The 15,544-nt window shown below is 41.5% G+C and carries 14 protein-coding genes and 4 pseudogenes; 10 read left to right on the forward strand and 8 right to left on the reverse strand.

Annotation, left to right across the window (positions count from 1 at the left end):
• Positions 1-63 precede the first annotated feature (63 nt).
• The 4 genes from REG_RS03660 to REG_RS13105 all read right to left on the reverse strand — a co-directional run bounded on the left by REG_RS03660 (position 64) and on the right by REG_RS13105 (position 5,617).
• Positions 64-657, reverse strand: a complete 594-nt coding sequence (locus REG_RS03660; protein ID WP_039907216.1) for a response regulator transcription factor — start codon at positions 655-657, stop codon at positions 64-66.
• Positions 658-917: 260 nt separating this feature from the next.
• A complete protein-coding gene (pyrC, locus tag REG_RS03665) occupies positions 918-1,970 on the reverse strand; it encodes a dihydroorotase (protein ID WP_006704514.1) in 1,053 nt (350 codons plus the stop codon).
• A 97-nt stretch (positions 1,971-2,067) separates the two neighbouring features.
• Positions 2,068-5,121 (reverse strand): ribonuclease E, encoded by a 3,054-nt coding sequence (rne, locus tag REG_RS03670; protein ID WP_006704515.1) that lies wholly within the window; start codon positions 5,119-5,121, stop codon positions 2,068-2,070.
• A gap of 346 nt (positions 5,122-5,467) precedes the next feature.
• Positions 5,468-5,617 (reverse strand): hypothetical protein, encoded by a 150-nt coding sequence (locus REG_RS13105; RefSeq protein ID WP_176603411.1) that lies wholly within the window; start codon positions 5,615-5,617, stop codon positions 5,468-5,470.
• Positions 5,618-6,096: 479 nt separating this feature from the next.
• Here REG_RS13105 and rluC point away from each other — a divergent pair.
• The 6 genes and pseudogenes from rluC to REG_RS03690 all read left to right on the forward strand — a co-directional run bounded on the left by rluC (position 6,097) and on the right by REG_RS03690 (position 9,865).
• Positions 6,097-7,058 (forward strand): annotated as a pseudogene (rluC, locus tag REG_RS03675) (23S rRNA pseudouridine(955/2504/2580) synthase RluC).
• 246 nt (positions 7,059-7,304) lie between these two features.
• A pseudogene (locus REG_RS14570) lies at positions 7,305-7,427 on the forward strand (RNA-guided endonuclease InsQ/TnpB family protein); the annotation flags it as partial.
• Positions 7,428-7,579: 152 nt separating this feature from the next.
• On the forward strand, positions 7,580-8,128 hold the full coding sequence (gene yceD, locus REG_RS03680; RefSeq protein ID WP_039907220.1) for a 23S rRNA accumulation protein YceD: 549 nt from the start codon (positions 7,580-7,582) through the stop codon (positions 8,126-8,128).
• A gap of 2 nt (positions 8,129-8,130) precedes the next feature.
• Positions 8,131-8,292: pseudogene (gene rpmF / locus REG_RS14060) on the forward strand (50S ribosomal protein L32); the annotation flags it as partial.
• Positions 8,293-8,588: 296 nt separating this feature from the next.
• Positions 8,589-8,729, forward strand: coding sequence for a hypothetical protein (locus REG_RS13110; RefSeq protein WP_176603412.1), 141 nt, complete (start codon positions 8,589-8,591; stop codon positions 8,727-8,729).
• A gap of 143 nt (positions 8,730-8,872) precedes the next feature.
• Positions 8,873-9,865, forward strand: a complete 993-nt coding sequence (locus REG_RS03690) for a beta-ketoacyl-ACP synthase III (RefSeq protein WP_039907324.1) — start codon at positions 8,873-8,875, stop codon at positions 9,863-9,865.
• Here the strand turns inward: REG_RS03690 and REG_RS14065 are convergent.
• Positions 9,790-10,017: a hypothetical protein gene (locus tag REG_RS14065; RefSeq protein ID WP_141553610.1), complete on the reverse strand. Its 228-nt coding sequence runs from the start codon at positions 10,015-10,017 to the stop codon at positions 9,790-9,792. The genes REG_RS03690 and REG_RS14065 overlap by 76 nt on opposite strands.
• On the opposite strand from REG_RS14065, the gene fabD reads away from it, so the two are divergent.
• The 4 genes and pseudogenes from fabD to REG_RS03710 all read left to right on the forward strand — a co-directional run.
• On the forward strand, positions 10,011-10,952 hold the full coding sequence (gene fabD / locus REG_RS03695; RefSeq protein WP_006704520.1) for an ACP S-malonyltransferase: 942 nt from the start codon (positions 10,011-10,013) through the stop codon (positions 10,950-10,952). The two genes, REG_RS14065 and fabD, sit on opposite strands and share 7 nt — an antisense overlap.
• A 16-nt stretch (positions 10,953-10,968) precedes the next feature.
• A complete protein-coding gene (gene fabG, locus REG_RS03700; RefSeq protein ID WP_006704521.1) occupies positions 10,969-11,709 on the forward strand; it encodes a 3-oxoacyl-ACP reductase FabG in 741 nt (246 codons plus the stop codon).
• A gap of 154 nt (positions 11,710-11,863) precedes the next feature.
• Positions 11,864-12,100, forward strand: a complete 237-nt coding sequence (gene acpP / locus REG_RS03705) for an acyl carrier protein (RefSeq protein WP_006704522.1) — start codon at positions 11,864-11,866, stop codon at positions 12,098-12,100.
• An 80-nt stretch (positions 12,101-12,180) separates the two neighbouring features.
• Positions 12,181-12,528, forward strand: a pseudogene (locus REG_RS03710) (beta-ketoacyl synthase N-terminal-like domain-containing protein); the annotation flags it as partial.
• 22 nt (positions 12,529-12,550) lie between these two features.
• Here REG_RS03710 and REG_RS11890 read toward each other — a convergent pair.
• From REG_RS11890 to REG_RS03730, 3 genes are all read right to left on the reverse strand, one after another.
• Positions 12,551-13,374, reverse strand: a protein-coding gene (locus REG_RS11890; protein WP_260200188.1) for an IS5-like element ISRein1 family transposase whose coding sequence is annotated in 2 segments (ribosomal slippage) — positions 12,551-12,987 and positions 12,987-13,374 — 825 coding nt in all. Because the reading frame shifts where the segments join, the coding sequence is not laid out codon by codon here.
• A 36-nt stretch (positions 13,375-13,410) separates the two neighbouring features.
• Positions 13,411-14,247, reverse strand: a complete 837-nt coding sequence (gene cmoA, locus REG_RS03725) for a carboxy-S-adenosyl-L-methionine synthase CmoA (RefSeq protein ID WP_006704524.1) — start codon at positions 14,245-14,247, stop codon at positions 13,411-13,413.
• A gap of 328 nt (positions 14,248-14,575) precedes the next feature.
• A complete protein-coding gene (locus tag REG_RS03730; RefSeq protein WP_006704525.1) occupies positions 14,576-15,244 on the reverse strand; it encodes a helix-turn-helix transcriptional regulator in 669 nt (222 codons plus the stop codon).
• Positions 15,245-15,544 lie beyond the last annotated feature (300 nt).

Below are 15,544 nucleotides of genomic sequence, written 5' to 3' on the forward strand. Positions count from 1 at the left end.
TATTTGATGTTACGTTTTGTTGAGTTGATTGTTGATGAGATACTAGAACTTAAAAATAGTTTATCAGTATAAATATTTTAAAATATTGTAGATAAAGCATAATTCCAGTCTATTCCTTACCTTTATTTTTTCTGTTATATGTCTCTTATAGCAATAGACGGTACTATCACTGATATTTAATTTTTTGGCGATACAACAGTTAGGCATCTTAGTTATCCAATAATAGATTACGCTTTGTTCCTGCGGACTAAAAAACGGCACTAGACAAAAATTCGATGGATTGTAGTAAGCCATTTTGGCACTATTTAGACGTGTAATGCGATTTAATAATGCCGGCAAGCGTTTTTTGGCTAAGATAGAAACGGTATTCATCAGTGGAACCGGTGTATCACTAAATGGGTAAGCGGTATTAAGATAAATATACATTTTCTTGTTACCACAACAATGTATAAATTCTTCTAACAAAGGACAGCGGCCACCATAACTACAGTATTGTGTTAAATTAACTATCACGATATCTGGATCAAAATCTTGTATGCTGAATGAAGCCTGTTCGATGGTTGCTGTCTCCATCAATTTTACTGCAGGGTTATTATTTAAATAAGCATGAACACCGCAACGAGTGTAATAACACTCATCGATAATTAATATTTTCATACACAACATCCTTGCTTTACGAGTAAGTATGGATTGCAGAAAGGAATCAATCCATGCTCCCAAATACTGACTCGCAATTTTAAAATCCGCTTATAATTGGATAATTTGAATTAATCATTGAGTTTATTTAATTAATCGACCTAAAAAATATAGCCTAAATAATAAAATTTACTACTGAAAATTTAGCACTATGTCAAATATACTGCGCTTATTTTTTGCAAAATGCAGAGGGTAATGCTGAATTGATATATTACGCTAATTTAATTGTTATTAATTGACCAATCCATCTTTTGCCCGGCTAAGAAAGGAATAATAGAGGTTTCTCCTGTCTTGATTTCCATTGGCTGGAGTGGCGAAGGTGTTTTTACTAATGTAATAACATCTTCGTTTGGATCCAAGCCATAAAAATGAGGGCCATTGAGTGAACAAAATGCTTCTAAATGTTTCAGCGCGTTTAGTTCTTCAAATACTGTGGCGTAAATGGGCAATGCGACAGGGGCATTAAATATTCCTGCACAGCCACAGGCTGATTCTTTACGATCTTTGGTATGGGGAGCGGAGTCAGTACCAAGAAAAAAGCGATTGCTGCCACTGGCGACGGCCGCCCGCAATGCTTTTTGGTGGCGACTGCGTTTTAATATCGGCAAACAATATAGATGAGGACGAATACCGCCAACCAACATATCATTACGATTAAACATCAAATGTTGTGGGGTAATGGTCGCGGCAATATAATCGCCTCCAGCTAAGACATAATCAACTGCATCGTTGGTGGTGATATGCTCAAATACGATTTTTAATGTGGGACATTTTTTACGAATGGGCTCTAATATGTCGTCGATAAATCGCGCCTCACGATCAAAAATATCTATTTCTTTGTTTGTTACTTCACCATGAACCAACAGGGGCATCCCCAGTTCTTGCATTTTTTCAAATAACGGATAAAGAGCAGGAATATCAGTCACGCCCTGATTAGAATTAGTGGTGGCGTTAGCAGGATAAAGCTTAGCAGCAGTAAAAACGTTTTCTTTAAAACCTTTCTCCAGTTCCTCGGGCAGTGTGCTGTTTGTTAGATAGCATGTCATTAATGGCGTGAATTTATGTCCGCAAGGGAGCGCGGCCAAAATACGATTTTTATAAGCTATCGCCTTATCAACGGTTGTGATCGGCTCTTCTAAATTTGGCATCACTATTGCCCGAGCAAAAACCTGGCTGGTGTAAGGCAGAACGGTTTTGAGTATGTCACCATCACGTAAGTGCAGGTGCCAGTCATCTGGGCGGCGAATTTTTAATTTTTCGTGTTCTGTGGTCATTAAAGTGGCTCATTGTTGAATAATAGATGAAAAAACAACCCCGCCTTAAAAATGCGGGGTTGTGAATACGTTTTAGGGCTGAGTTGTCATAATGGCGTTATTTCGATACTGCGGGCTTAGTTGCTGGTGCGCCTGCTTGGTTAACTGCGGCATGAGCACCGGCAGAGCCTTTACCAATAAAGTCAAATGAAGCTCTTTTCCAATCACTTTGGATTGGAATTGGTGCGGGTTGGACATAGTCTGCTGTAGGTGCCCTAGTCATAGGTGCGCTAGCATGATGTTTATACCCTTCGCCTTTGAAGCCGCCGCGTTGTTGGCTGCAAGTGTTCGCCGAATCACGTAGTTGTCTACGCTCATCGGTCTCACACCCTGGCCGCCTAGCGGCAACTTCAAGGGCTGTGGGTATAAATAACATGCCTGATGGATATAAATTTTCTTGTTTGGCGATTACCCTCACTTCAGGTTCATTCACCAAAGGTGGGATAACAATGACTGGGATTTGTGATTTGATAGTATTTTCTACTGTTAGTAGGGGCGATTCAGTTACCATAGGCTCTTGTTGTTCTGTTGGCTCGCTTGGATTTACTAGTGGATAACTTATCCACACTTTACCAGAAGCCATCTCCGGTGATGCGAAAGCACCTGCTAATGGCATAGAGGATTGAGCAGGATAACGTTCATCACGATAGCGGCGCCGACGTTGACCACTAACACGAAGATGACGAGGCGAACGACGCGAGCGGCGTGGTATGCCATTCTCGTTGTGAGTGCCGTCATGGGTGATTTCGTCACTCTCTGTAACCGTTGAAACCGTCATTGTAGGTAACGGTTTCAGGTCTCTTTTAAGATTATCGATTGACGTGTTTTCAATAAGGTTAACCTCGGCAACAGGGATATCTCTCTCTTTCTTTTGCAGAGTAGCGGTATTATCAGTGTCTATTTTATCAACAGAATGACAGCGTATTTTTTGACTCAACGGGCGTCGTTGACGACGAGGCATAACTGTTCGTTGTGGCTCTTCGTCAAGTTGATTTGTTTGTACCGTGGTAGGGAGCGGGGTTTTAATCTCTGCCGTTAACACTTTACGTTTATCATTTTGTTGTCGACGCGGTTGTTGATTTTTACGCTGTGTTTTATTGGTATCTACTGTGGTTTCGATTGCAGGAGCGGGTGATATTGGCCGCTTGTTATGACGCTGTTCTCGATTTTCTTCATTTTCTTCATTTTCTTCATTTTCTTCACGTACATTACGTTCTCCTCGGTCTTTACGTCCACTGCCTTGACGCCTTAGATCTCGGCGATCATTATGACGTGTTTCGGTCGTATTAGGAGCGATATTTTGAATCGATTTTGCTTCTTGGGATTGAAGCGAAGGAGTAAACCAGGCTTTTAAATGATGGAATAGTCGTTGTAAGAGATTCATTGACGTGTCATCAAAAGGTGATGATGCCACTGATTTAGTGCGCATTTGCCTTTGCTTTGGCGCCATTGATGCTGTATTTGCCGATTTTTTAACAGCAGTTATTTCAGGGGATGAGGAAGCTTCAGGCAGTGGTAAGGCGGATAATGCAGGTTGCTCTCGTTGTTTACGTTCGTTGGGTGTTTCTTCCTGCGCTGCTGTTGTTCCTGCATTATATTGTTGTGCCAGCATATAACTAATGGTTGTATTTTCTTCACCTTTACGGATCCGTGATACGGCGTAATTTGGTGTTTGCATATTTTCTGTAGGAATGATAATAGCCCGAACACCGTTAGTCCGATTTTCGATTGCGTTAATGGAATCACGTTTTTCGTTGATAAGATAAGAGGCAATTGGAACCGGAACTATGGCATGAACTTTGACTGTATTTTCTTTTAGTGCTTCTTCTTCAATTAAACGTAAAATTGATAGTGATAGAGATTCATTGTCGCGAATACTGCCGGTACCAGTACAGCGTGGACAAACGTGATGGCTTGATTCTCCTAGCGATGGATTGAGGCGCTGGCGGGACATTTCTAGCAAACCGAAACGAGAAATACGACCAATTTGAATGCGAGCCCGATCTTGATGTACGGCCTCACGTAGGCGTTGTTCGACGTCACGCTGATGACGTATTGGCGTCATATCAATAAAATCGATGACGATCAATCCACCCAGATCGCGCAAACGAAGTTGGCGTGCAATTTCCTCGGCAGCCTCTAAATTGGTATTCCGTGCCGTTTCTTCAATATCACCGCCCTTCGTTGCACGAGCTGAATTAATGTCGATAGCAGTTAATGCTTCGGTGGTATCCACAACGATAGAGCCACCCGATGGTAAACGTACTTCACGCTGAAAGGCTGATTCAATTTGCGATTCAATTTGATAATGACTAAATAAGGGCGTTTCTCCATCATAGAGTTTCATTTTTTTGATAAAATCAGGGCGACCTAGATCAGTAATATGTTTTTCGGCGAGCTTGAGGGTTTTGGGGTTATCAATCAGTATTTCGCCGAGATCCTGGCGCAGATAATCACGAAAAGCACGAACGATAACGTCACTTTCCTGATGGATTAAAAATGGTGCTGGGCGTCCTTCGGCTGCTTTTTTAATAGCCTCCCAATGTTGTAAGCGGAATGACAAATCCCATTGTAGGTCTTTCGTATTTTTACCAAGCCCCGCAGTGCGAACGATAAGCCCCATGCCATCAGGTAATTCTAATGTTGATAAGGTGGCTTTAAGTTCTGTACGTTCTTCCCCTTCGATACGACGAGAAATCCCGCCTGCCCGTGGATTATTGGGCATAAGAACTAAAAAACAGCCTGCTAAGCTGATAAAAGTAGTTAATGCAGCGCCTTTATTGCCCCGTTCTTCTTTGTCTATCTGAACGATAACTTCTTGGCCTTCATGCAGAACATCTTTAATTTTAGGGCGTGTGTTAGAATAATGATCACGAGAAAAGTACTCGCGAGAGATTTCTTTTAGTGGCAAAAAACCGTGTCTATCTGCACCATAATCAACAAAAGCAGCCTCTAGGCTTGGTTCAATTCGGGTGATTTTACCTTTATAAATATTTGCTTTTTTTTGTTCATGGCCGGTGCTTTCGATGTCTAAATCATAAAGCTGTTGTCCGTTTACAAGTGCAACCCGCAACTCCTCCTGCTGAGTCGCGTTAATCAACATTCTTTTCATCTTACTTACTCGTTCTTTTTTACATTAGCATTAAAACTGCGGGAAAATAACCTTTCATGGCCGAATAAACAGAGCAAACAAGGTCTTCTAACGGCACTGCTAACTTGACGACAGCGACAGTGCTTGAATTTAGGGACATTATCTCAATAGACCTATTTTTCCTTTTGAAAAATAGCGTCTTAAGTATAAACCCGCTTAATGAATTGATTTTCCGGATCGGGGGTTCCCCGCAGCCCGCTCATCGCTTGATTTCACATTACGTCTTACGCCATTGCTGCGTTTTTGTATGATCAGGCAAACTTCATTAGACTTTTTGTATAACCTACTGCGTGGTGTGAATTCTAGGTTACGCGGTGCTCAGCATTTTAATCACAGTGGTTGCTGGGCTCCGTGCGCCTTGATTTCGTACCACGAATAGCGGTTTTGCAAGCAGTCTATACCCTTCGCCTTTGAAGCCGCCGCGTTGTTGGCTGCGGGCGGGTGCTCGTCGAATCATGTAGTCTATCTACGCTCATCGGTCTCACGCCCTGGCCGCCTAGCGGAAACTTGAAGGACTGTGGGTATACCCTTCGCCTTTCAAGTTACGGCTGTGTTGGCAGCGATCACTCATCTTTTGTCATGCATTACCTGGATGCGATTGATTGCCGCCTTGCCGTAACTCGAAATTCATTGGGTATATTAGTAATCATTAATTGTTAAACTAGTAGTAATCATTAATTGTTAAACTAGACTTCTTTCTAAACTTGCTCCGTGACGCGGATCCTGCGTTGCCCGGTGCGCGCAATCCTCATGTACTTCATGTATACTCCGGTTGCTGTGCACCCTGTGCCTTGACTTAGCATAACGAACTACGGTTTGGAAAGAGGCCTACTTAAATAAAAATAGCGTATAAACGTATTTTTAATCGACAATTTAGTAGTTAAGCACAGAAAGAGGAGTGTCGCTAATTACTTGGTATATTTAGGATTACTAATTATGAAAACGGATAATCCATTATAGTACAATTAATCGATATTGCTGCCGATGACGTTGATCAACGGATTGATAACTTTTTGCTCGCTAGATTAAAAGGTGTGCCGAAAAGTATGATTTATCGCATTGTACGAAAAGGAGAAGTGCGCGTTAACAAAGGGAGAATTAAACCAGAATATAAATTACAGAATGGTGATCGAGTACGTATCCCACCGGTGCGAGTGGCCGAACGTGAAACCCGAACGCTCTCGGTGAAACTGAATAAAATTTCATCACTTCCCGACCGTATTTTGTTTGAAGATGATGCTTTGTTGATATTGAATAAACCTTTTGGAATCGCAGTGCATGGTGGAAGTGGGGTGGATTTTGGCGTAATAGAAGCATTACGCGCGCTACGGCCTGAAGCCCGTTTTTTAGAGTTGGTACACCGTTTAGATCGTGATACGTCAGGTGTATTGTTGATCGCCAAAAAACGCTCTGCTTTGCGCGCGTTACACGAACAATTACGTCTTAAAAAAATACAAAAAGATTATTTAGCATTGGTAAAAGGTCATTGGCCATCTAGCTGCAAAAAAGTACAGGCACCTTTATTGAAAAATGTGCTACAAAATGGTGGCCGAGTGGTGAAAGTTAGCAGTGAAGGTAAAGTATCAGAAACACACTTTAAGGTTGAAGAGCGTTTTGAATATGCCACTTTGCTGAAAGCGAGTCCAATAACCGGCAGGACACATCAGATACGTGTACATACTTTGCATAGCGGTCATCCGATTGCTTTTGATAACCGTTATGGTGATCGAGAATTTGACCGTCATCTGCAAGATACTGGCCTCAATCGCTTATTTTTGCATGCGGCGACATTATGCTGTCAACATCCGTTGGGAGGAACTTTATCTATCGAAGCACCTTTGGATGATCAATTACGTCATTGCCTGCAAATTTTACGTAAAAAATCTCCTTTTCTTTGACGCTAAATTATCCGGTATGCCGTAAAATCTCGGCTTTTATACCCAATGAATTTCGAGTTACGGCGGCTGCCAGGGCGACCGACCGATGAGCGTAGATATACCATAAAGGCGAGCGCCCGTAGCCAACAGGCTTCAAAGGCGAAGGGTATATAAGGCATGGTTTTCCAGCTAACCTGGTGTTAGAATGCGCGGCTAGCAGCGAAAACTTCGTCATATCTATGACGGCAATCAGTATCGCAGGGCATGCTTAATGCCGCGCTGAATATCAGGCAGCAAAGCATATTTGAATTACAGGCGGCGGGTCTCGTCGTCTCTGCCCATGGAGGCCGAGTAAGAGCTTATTCGAAATCTGCTTTGAGCTGCGCTTAGACAAGGAAAAAACGAGTGAAAAAAGCGCAGTTGTCTTTTTTGTACAAAACAAGAGATTTCGAATAGGCTCTAGACTTGTCATGCACAAGTGACGGTCTGTGAAGTGGGAAGCCTTGTCCAATAGGACGGGGAGCAGTCACTATGGCGATCTTATGCAAAATGTAAAATTACCTCTGACAGTTAATGTACTTCGTAGTGCTCAAAAGCGTTTAGATTATGTTGGCGTCTATTTTGCCGAGCAGGTAACTCGTGTTGCTGAGGCTGTGGTGAGTTTAGATAGTCATGTTGATGTCTCTTTATCGTTTGCGCTTGATGATCAAGGGTTAGCGGTTATTACGGGTAATGTTGGGATTGAGGTAACATTGCTATGTCAGCGTTGTGGTGGCACCTTTCATCATCATATTCATACCAGCTACTGCCTCAGTCCTGTTGTTAATAATAAGAAGCAGGGTAGTGATGAATGGATTACAACGTTACCGGCGGCGTACGAGCCTATTGATGTTAATGAATTGGGTGAAGTGGATTTATTGGCAATGATTGAAGATGAAATTATTCTTTCACTGCCGATAATACGCATGCATGAATCTAAACACTGTGATATCTCTGCCACGGAAATGATATTTGGTGAATTACCTGAAGAGACAAACCAATCTAATCCATTTGCGGTATTAACAAATTTAAAGAAAAAAATTAAGGAGTAACCATGGCCGTACAACAAAACAAACCCACTCGTTCCAAACGTGGTATGCGTCGTTCACATGACGCGCTGACTGTTGGCACGCTTTCTAAAGATCAAACCTCCGGTGAAATTCACCTGCGCCATCATATTACGAAGGAAGGCTATTACCGTGGTAAAAAGGTTGTTTTTCCGACAGTACATTTGTCGACCAAAAAATCAGCGGTTGAAACGCTAGCAATTAGAGTGGATGCAGCGAAGAAAAAGTGCCTAGCAAAAGATGTCGCATCGTGAAGACTAAAAAAATCAAATATTAAATGGAATAGAATAGAGCGTTGGCATAAGGTCAGCGTTTTTATTTTTATGAGACTGCTTGCAGGGGTAGCTATCTAATTCACAACTCAAGTTGTTGCTAATGGCAAAACCTATCGCTGTTATACCCACAGCCCTTCAAGTTGCCGCTAGGCGGCCAGGGATGAGACCCGTTGAGCGTAGATAGACTACGTGATTCGGCGAACACCCGCAGCCAACAACGCAGCGGCTTCAAAGGCGAAGGGTATAAAGCATGCCTTTGCCGATTTGTTATGATAGTAAAGTGTTACAATAGACCTCTTTCCAAACCGTAGTTCGTTATGCGAAGTCAAGGCGCCCAGGGCACAGCAACCTTCATTGCCATAAGTACATGAGGATTGCGAGCACCGGGCAACGCAGGATCCGCGTCACCTAGTAGGTTTGGAAAGAGGTCTAATAAAGGGTGGCCGATAATAAAATGAACACTAAGATTCTCGGGACGGGGAGTTATCTGCCCGCAGAAGTGCGTAGCAATGCGGACTTAGAAAAGATGGTGGATACCACCAACGATTGGATTGTGACTCGTACTGGTATAAAGGAAAGGCGGATTGCCAAAGCTCATGAAACCGTGGCTAGCATGGGGTGCCATGCTGCCAAAAAAGCATTAGAGATGGCACAAAAAGTACGAGAACCTAAAAAATTCGATGAAAATGATATTGGCTTAATTATTGTCGCTACGACTTCTTCGAGTCACGCTTTTCCAAGTTCAGCCTGTCAAATACAGCAAATGCTAGGGATTAAAGATGCTATTTCTTTTGATCTAGCAGCGGCCTGCTCTGGCTTCATTTATGCTCTCAGTGTTTCTGATAAATTTATCAAAAGTGGTACGGTAAAAAATGCGTTGGTGATTGGTTCTGATGCCCTTAGTCGTATGCTTGATGAACAAGATCGTGGCACAGTCATTTTATTTGGTGATGGTGCTGGAGCGGTGGTGTTGAGTGCATCAACAGGCTCTGATATTGATCGCACCCTACCATCCGATATTCTTTCAACATATTTGCACGCCGATGGTCGCTCTGGGAATCTATTGGCACTGCCTCATCAGCATTCTCAAGATCAGCCCGCCTATCTCACTATGAAAGGGTGCGAGGTGTTTAAAATTGCAGTTAATGAATTAGCGAAGATTATCGATGAAACGCTAAAGGCGAATGATATCTGTCATAGCCAACTAGATTGGTTGATACCTCATCAAGCGAATTTACGTATTATTAAAGCAACGGCTGAAAAATTAAAGATGGACATGGAAAAAGTGGTGATCACCTTAGATCAGCATGGTAACACTTCTGCCGCGTCGGTGCCTTCGGCGTTAGATGCAGCAGTGCGTGATGGAAGAATTCAACGCGGGCAACTGTTACTACTGGAAGCCTTTGGTGGTGGTTTTACCTGGGGTTCAGCGTTGATTCGTTTTTGATTTATATACCCTTCGCCTTTGAAGCCGCTGCGTTGTTGGCTGCGGGTGTTCGCCGAATCACGTAGTCTATCTACGCTCATCGATCGGTCGCCCTGGCAGCCGAAGGCAACTTCAAAGACGAAGGGTATAAAATAGGTGAATAGCAATGTCAAAATTCGCGATAGTCTTTCCAGGACAAGGCTCTCAGGCAGTGGGGATGTTAGCGGAGCTAGCGGCTCAATTTCCACTTGTTAAAGAAACATTTAATGAAGCCTCATCGGTATTAGATTACGATTTGTGGCAGTTAGTGCAACAAGGGTCGATAGAAGAGTTAAATAAAACTTGGCACACCCAGCCTGCCTTGCTTGCTGCCTCGGTGGCTATTTGGCGGCTTTGGAATGCGCTACGAGAACAGCATAAAGCGAATCATCCCCTTATCATGGCGGGTCACAGTTTAGGTGAATACTCTGCTTTAGTTTGCGCGGGAGTGTTAGATTTTAAACAAGCTATCAGCTTGGTTGAACTGCGTGGTAAATTGATGCAAGAAGCGGTACCTGTAGGCACTGGTGCCATGTCTGCCATCATTGGTTTAGATGATGATACCGTTAAGCAAGTTTGTGCCGCATCAGCGCAAGGGCAGGTAGTGTCACCGGTTAATTTTAACTCAGCCAATCAAGTGGTTATCGCTGGCAACAAAGCAGCGGTAGCGAGAGCAGAGCTTGCCTGTAAACAGGCGGGTGCAAAGCGCGTGTTATCCTTACCCATTAGTGTTCCTTCTCACTGCATACTAATGAAACCTGCTGCAGACAAAATGGCCGTTGCGCTTGAGAAAGTCACCTTCAATTCACCTCATTATTCAGTGGTAAATAATGTAGATGTTCGGGTAGAAAGCTCGCCGACGGCTATTCGTAACGCTTTGGTACGTCAAATTTATAGTCCGGTTCGTTGGGTCGAATCTGTTAAATATATTGAAAAACAAGGTGTTGAATGTTTGCTAGAAATGGGGCCTGGTAGTGTTTTGGGTGGTTTGAGCAAACGTATCATTACTACATTGGTGACAGAATCAGTCAATGATGTTGCTTCGCTGGTATCTGCGTTAAAACATTAATTAGAAAGAGGATGACATGAGCTTTGAAGGAAAATTTGCCCTGGTAACGGGTGCTAGCCGTGGTATAGGTCGCGCCATCGCAGAGTTATTGGCTGAACGTGGTGCTACGGTGATTGGTACTGCAACCAGTGAAGAGGGGGTGAAAAAGATAAATGATTACGATTACCTGATCGATAAAGGTAAAGGTTTTGTATTGAATGTTAGTGATTGTGCGTCGATCAATAAATTCGTGGAAGAGGTTATCGCTGAATATAAATCAATTGATATTTTGGTGAATAATGCAGGTATTACCTGTGACAGCTTGTTGCTGCGCATGAAAGATGACGACTGGTGTAATGTTTTAGAAACTAATTTGACTTCCGTATTTCGCTTATCAAAAGCAGTACTGCATAATATGATGAAAAAACGTTTTGGTCGTATTATCACTATTGGTTCTGTGGTGGGTTGTACTGGTAATGCCGGGCAGGCTAGCTATGCGGCTACTAAAGCGGGTATTATTGGTTTCAGTAAGTCGTTAGCACGTGAAGTGGCTTCACGTGGTATCACGGTTAACGTGGTCGCACCGGGTTTTATCGAAACCGATATGACCAAAAAATTGACATCCGAGCAACGTGCAGGCATTTTAGCGCAAATTCCCGCTGGTCGGCTTGGGAAAGTTGAAGAAGTTGCCAGCGCTGTTGCATTTTTGGCATCAGAAGAAGCAGGTTATATCTCTGGTCAAACCTTACATGTTAATGGCGGTATGTACATGAGCTAAATCAGGTAAAAATTATTCGCGTTATTTGGGATGAAACTCACATAATAAGGTAGAATAATGGTTTGAATAGCCGAGATTTAGTTGCATCTTTTTCAACATTTTATAAACTACGAAATCCATCGCATAAGCGAGTTTTGATAGGAAATTTAAGAACATGAGCACTATTGAAGAACGTGTTAAGAAAATCATCGTTGAACAACTGGGTGTTAAGGACGAAGAAGTGGTAAATAATGCTTCTTTTGTGGACGATCTTGGCGCTGATTCTCTGGACACGGTCGAATTAGTAATGGCTCTGGAAGAAGAGTTTGATACTGAAATTCCAGATGAACAAGCAGAAAGAATAACTACTGTGCAAGCTGCGATTGATTATATTACGTCTCACCAACTGTAAACGAACATATCTAGGCGGTCATTCGACCGCCTAAGTTTTATAACATCAACCTTTAACTTCCTTAATTTTGGAGGACAGCCTTGTCTAAGCGTCGAGTGGTTGTAACCGGACTGGGCATGTTATCTCCTGTCGGTAATACCGTTGAATGTGCGTGGAAAAATGTGCTTGCAGGTCAGAGCGGCATATCCCTGATTACGGATTTTGATACCAGTGCCTATACCACAAAATTTGCCGGTTTAATAAAAGATTTTAATTCTGAAGATTTTGATTTGCCTAAAAAAGATGCCCGTAAAATGGATACCTTTATACAGTACGGCGTTGCTGCTGGCATACGAGCTATGGAGGACTGTGGTCTTAAGGTCACTGAAGAGAATAGCGTACGTATTGGTGCCGCCATTGGTTCTGGTATTGGTGGCTTAACTTTTATTAGACCTCTTCGGAAACTATCATTTATCTAATTTCCATATTATAAATTGCAGCAATCAGATTAAATCTTAATCCAAAACGTTTTCGCCTGTTTCGATAACGGTCTGATACAATTTTAAATCTTTTAATCATACCAATGACATGTTCGTTTAATACACGCTGGCTTGATAACGCACGATTGTTGCGTTTATCTTCTTTTGTTAAGGGATTTTTCTTTGTCTTTTTCTTAGGCAACGCCGAGTTTGAATGAATCTTGCCAAGCCCTTGGTAACCTGTATCGGTAACTGTTTTGATGTCAGGATGTATTCGCACACCAGACTCCTTAAACAACCTAAAATCATGGCGCCTCCCATTCGTAATGCTTGTACAGATGACTGCTTTACTTTTTTTATCAACGAGCACTTGTGTTTTTAAGGTGTGTCGTTTCTTTTTTCCTGAGTAAAACGGCTTTTGTTTTTTTGGGGACGTTCAATCGGCGTTTCTGTGGCATCAATAAGAACCAGCTCATACTCCCTATCCCTTTTTAATACAGCTTTGCGTCCAGGTAGGGCAAAATCAGGATGCTTTATTAGCGTATTCTCTATCCATTTAATCGTTTCATAGCATGTGCTCTCACTCACGCCATAGCTTTGGCTGACATGAAAATAAGTGCGATATTCTCGTATATACTCCAGTGCCATTAATAAGCGCTCTTCTAAACCCCGCTTGGGTTTCCGACCTCCTTTCCCTTGCTTACTCTTATCTGCTTCATTCAATATCTTTATCATCTTTTCAAATGTACTGCGTTTAACACCCGTTAAGCGACGAAATTTTTCCTCTTCCAGTACTTTTATTACTTCATATTTCATGGCGGCTCCTTGTTCAGGAGTGTTTTACCAAAATTCTTATATGAATGCTAGTTTCCGAAGAGGTCTATTGGTTTTTTTTGTTTTTAGAGCAATCAATGAACCAAAATTAAAACATTGAAACCAAACATCAGCATGTTCAAATCCTGCTTGATGCAAACGGGTTTTGTGATCTTTTATAGAATCACTCCGCAAAACATTTTCTAGCATGCTACGTTTTTGACTAATCTCTAATTCGCTATACCCATTAGCACGTTTAAAATCATGATGCATATCAAATAAAAGCTCACTCACTTGAGGATCTTCAAAAGTAAATTTTTCGGATAAAACTAAAACACCACCAGGAATAAGACTTTGATAAATAAGAGTTAATAAAGATAGGCGATCTTTAGGATTTATAAACTGTAAGGTGAGATTAAGCACTACCATCGAAGCCTTTTTCAACCTGACATCCAAAATATCTTTTTCAAGCACCTCAACCAATGTGTCGTCAACTAATGTATCGTCGCGAAAAGCATCCAAATGGCGGCGACAGCGCTCGACCATCGCCGGTGAATTATCAACAGCGATAATGCTACAACCGGGAACCTGAATATTACGACGTACAGAGAGACTGGCGGCACCTAAGGAACAGCCCAGATCGTAAATACGGCTGTGAGGTTGAACAAAACGCTTCGCTAGCATACCGATCATGGTAATGATATTGGAATAACCGGGGACTGATCGCTGAATCATATCAGGAAAAACTTCAGCGACTTTTTCATCAAATGTCCAATCCCCTAATTGAGCAATGGGCAAAGAAAATAGATTATCAGGGCGGGATGAAGACAGCCGTTCAGACAAATTACTATTAAGAGAGTAATTAATGTTTTTCATAATGCTAATAAGTAAAAAAATGAAAGCAGCACTGTAACAGAGAACAGCTATAATTTATATCAAATTAGATAGATTTTGAGGATAAAACAAACAACTCAATTTAAATTGTGCAAATTAAATCTGCATTTTAATGCAGTAAAAAAGAAGCCCTGTGTTAAACACATTATTTTCTATAATAATGAAAAAAAATGTACTTATGGTAACTTAGCTGAAAGCTTTTTTTCTTTCTTAAACCAATCAGTTAACCGGCAAAAAAAGCTTTTATTTTTCTTTTTTTTCAATGCCAATTGAATTAGATTTCGTCTTCGCATTTTACTTTTTCTGTTACTCATGATGACATTCTCCTATTCTCAATAAACTGTATCTTAGGGGAGATAAGCTCTTCAGGAATATAGCGATCAAAGCCCTCTTCTTTACAGAATTTCTTAAATTCCGGTAACGAATTTACCCTCGCTGTTCTGTATATTGCTTGTAGATAATTTTCTATTGTTCTGTTAGAACGATCTAATTTTCTTCCTATCTCTTTGGCGCTTAAAGACTGTAATGCATAAAATATAACTTTAAGTTGCTTTTTGGTAAACAATTTACTTGGCGGCTCTAATAACAAAGCTTTCGGTGACTTTAATTCGCATTCTGATGTGGTGAGTTCTTCTACATACTGTGGCAGAGAAATAAAATCCATTTTTCTCCCATACAAAACAGTTCCAACGCACTCATTTTTTTCATCATACAGCGGAAATTTTTCGTAAAGATAAGGTTCTAGTCTTTTTTCTCGATTAAAAAAATGGGTTTTAATAAGAGTGACCCTTTGCCCACTTTTGATAGTTTCCCTATCTTGTTTTTGCAGCTCTGAGGCAAACTTTGCTACCGGGGTGGGAAGCTGATCATCACTTTTTCCTTCAATTTTAAATTTAGCAGGAATATCTAAAAAATCACGAAAGGCACGGTTAGTATAGACAAACCGTGATTTACAATCTTTTATTCCCCATAATATCATCGCTGCGTTCCATAATGGAAACCAGTGGGAAAGATTTTAACGAAGCTTTAACATCATTCTTCATAATAAATAAACTCCATTTAGATTGAGCGTGGTCTACCCTACTTGCCACAATGCAACTTGCGGCAGAACCGACTACGCAAAAATTTTGTTTGAGCAACTTACTACGGTGACATAAGCTAATAGCATTGAATCACAAATTAATTTCCCTGGTGTTAGCAACTGACAACTTAATCTAAAACGAAATGAGTTTTTTTATTATTTTTCACTCTTTAATAACTAGACCTCTTCGGAAACTAG

Source organism: Candidatus Regiella insecticola LSR1 (assembly GCF_000143625.1).
Classification (GTDB): domain Bacteria; phylum Pseudomonadota; class Gammaproteobacteria; order Enterobacterales; family Enterobacteriaceae; genus Regiella; species Regiella insecticola.

Coding starts and splice junctions, on each gene's coding strand:
- REG_RS03660 (WP_039907216.1), bottom strand. CDS start 657: ATGAAAATATTAATTATCGATGAGTGTTATTACACTCGTTGCGGTGTT.
- pyrC (WP_006704514.1), bottom strand. CDS start 1,970: ATGACCACAGAACACGAAAAATTAAAAATTCGCCGCCCAGATGACTGG.
- rne (WP_006704515.1), bottom strand. CDS start 5,121: ATGAAAAGAATGTTGATTAACGCGACTCAGCAGGAGGAGTTGCGGGTT.
- REG_RS13105 (WP_176603411.1), bottom strand. CDS start 5,617: ATGATTCGACGAGCACCCGCCCGCAGCCAACAACGCGGCGGCTTCAAA.
- yceD (WP_039907220.1), top strand. CDS start 7,580: ATGCAAAATGTAAAATTACCTCTGACAGTTAATGTACTTCGTAGTGCT.
- REG_RS03690 (WP_039907324.1), top strand. CDS start 8,873: ATGAACACTAAGATTCTCGGGACGGGGAGTTATCTGCCCGCAGAAGTG.
- fabD (WP_006704520.1), top strand. CDS start 10,011: ATGTCAAAATTCGCGATAGTCTTTCCAGGACAAGGCTCTCAGGCAGTG.
- fabG (WP_006704521.1), top strand. CDS start 10,969: ATGAGCTTTGAAGGAAAATTTGCCCTGGTAACGGGTGCTAGCCGTGGT.
- acpP (WP_006704522.1), top strand. CDS start 11,864: ATGAGCACTATTGAAGAACGTGTTAAGAAAATCATCGTTGAACAACTG.
- cmoA (WP_006704524.1), bottom strand. CDS start 14,247: ATGAAAAACATTAATTACTCTCTTAATAGTAATTTGTCTGAACGGCTG.
- REG_RS03730 (WP_006704525.1), bottom strand. CDS start 15,244: ATGATATTATGGGGAATAAAAGATTGTAAATCACGGTTTGTCTATACT.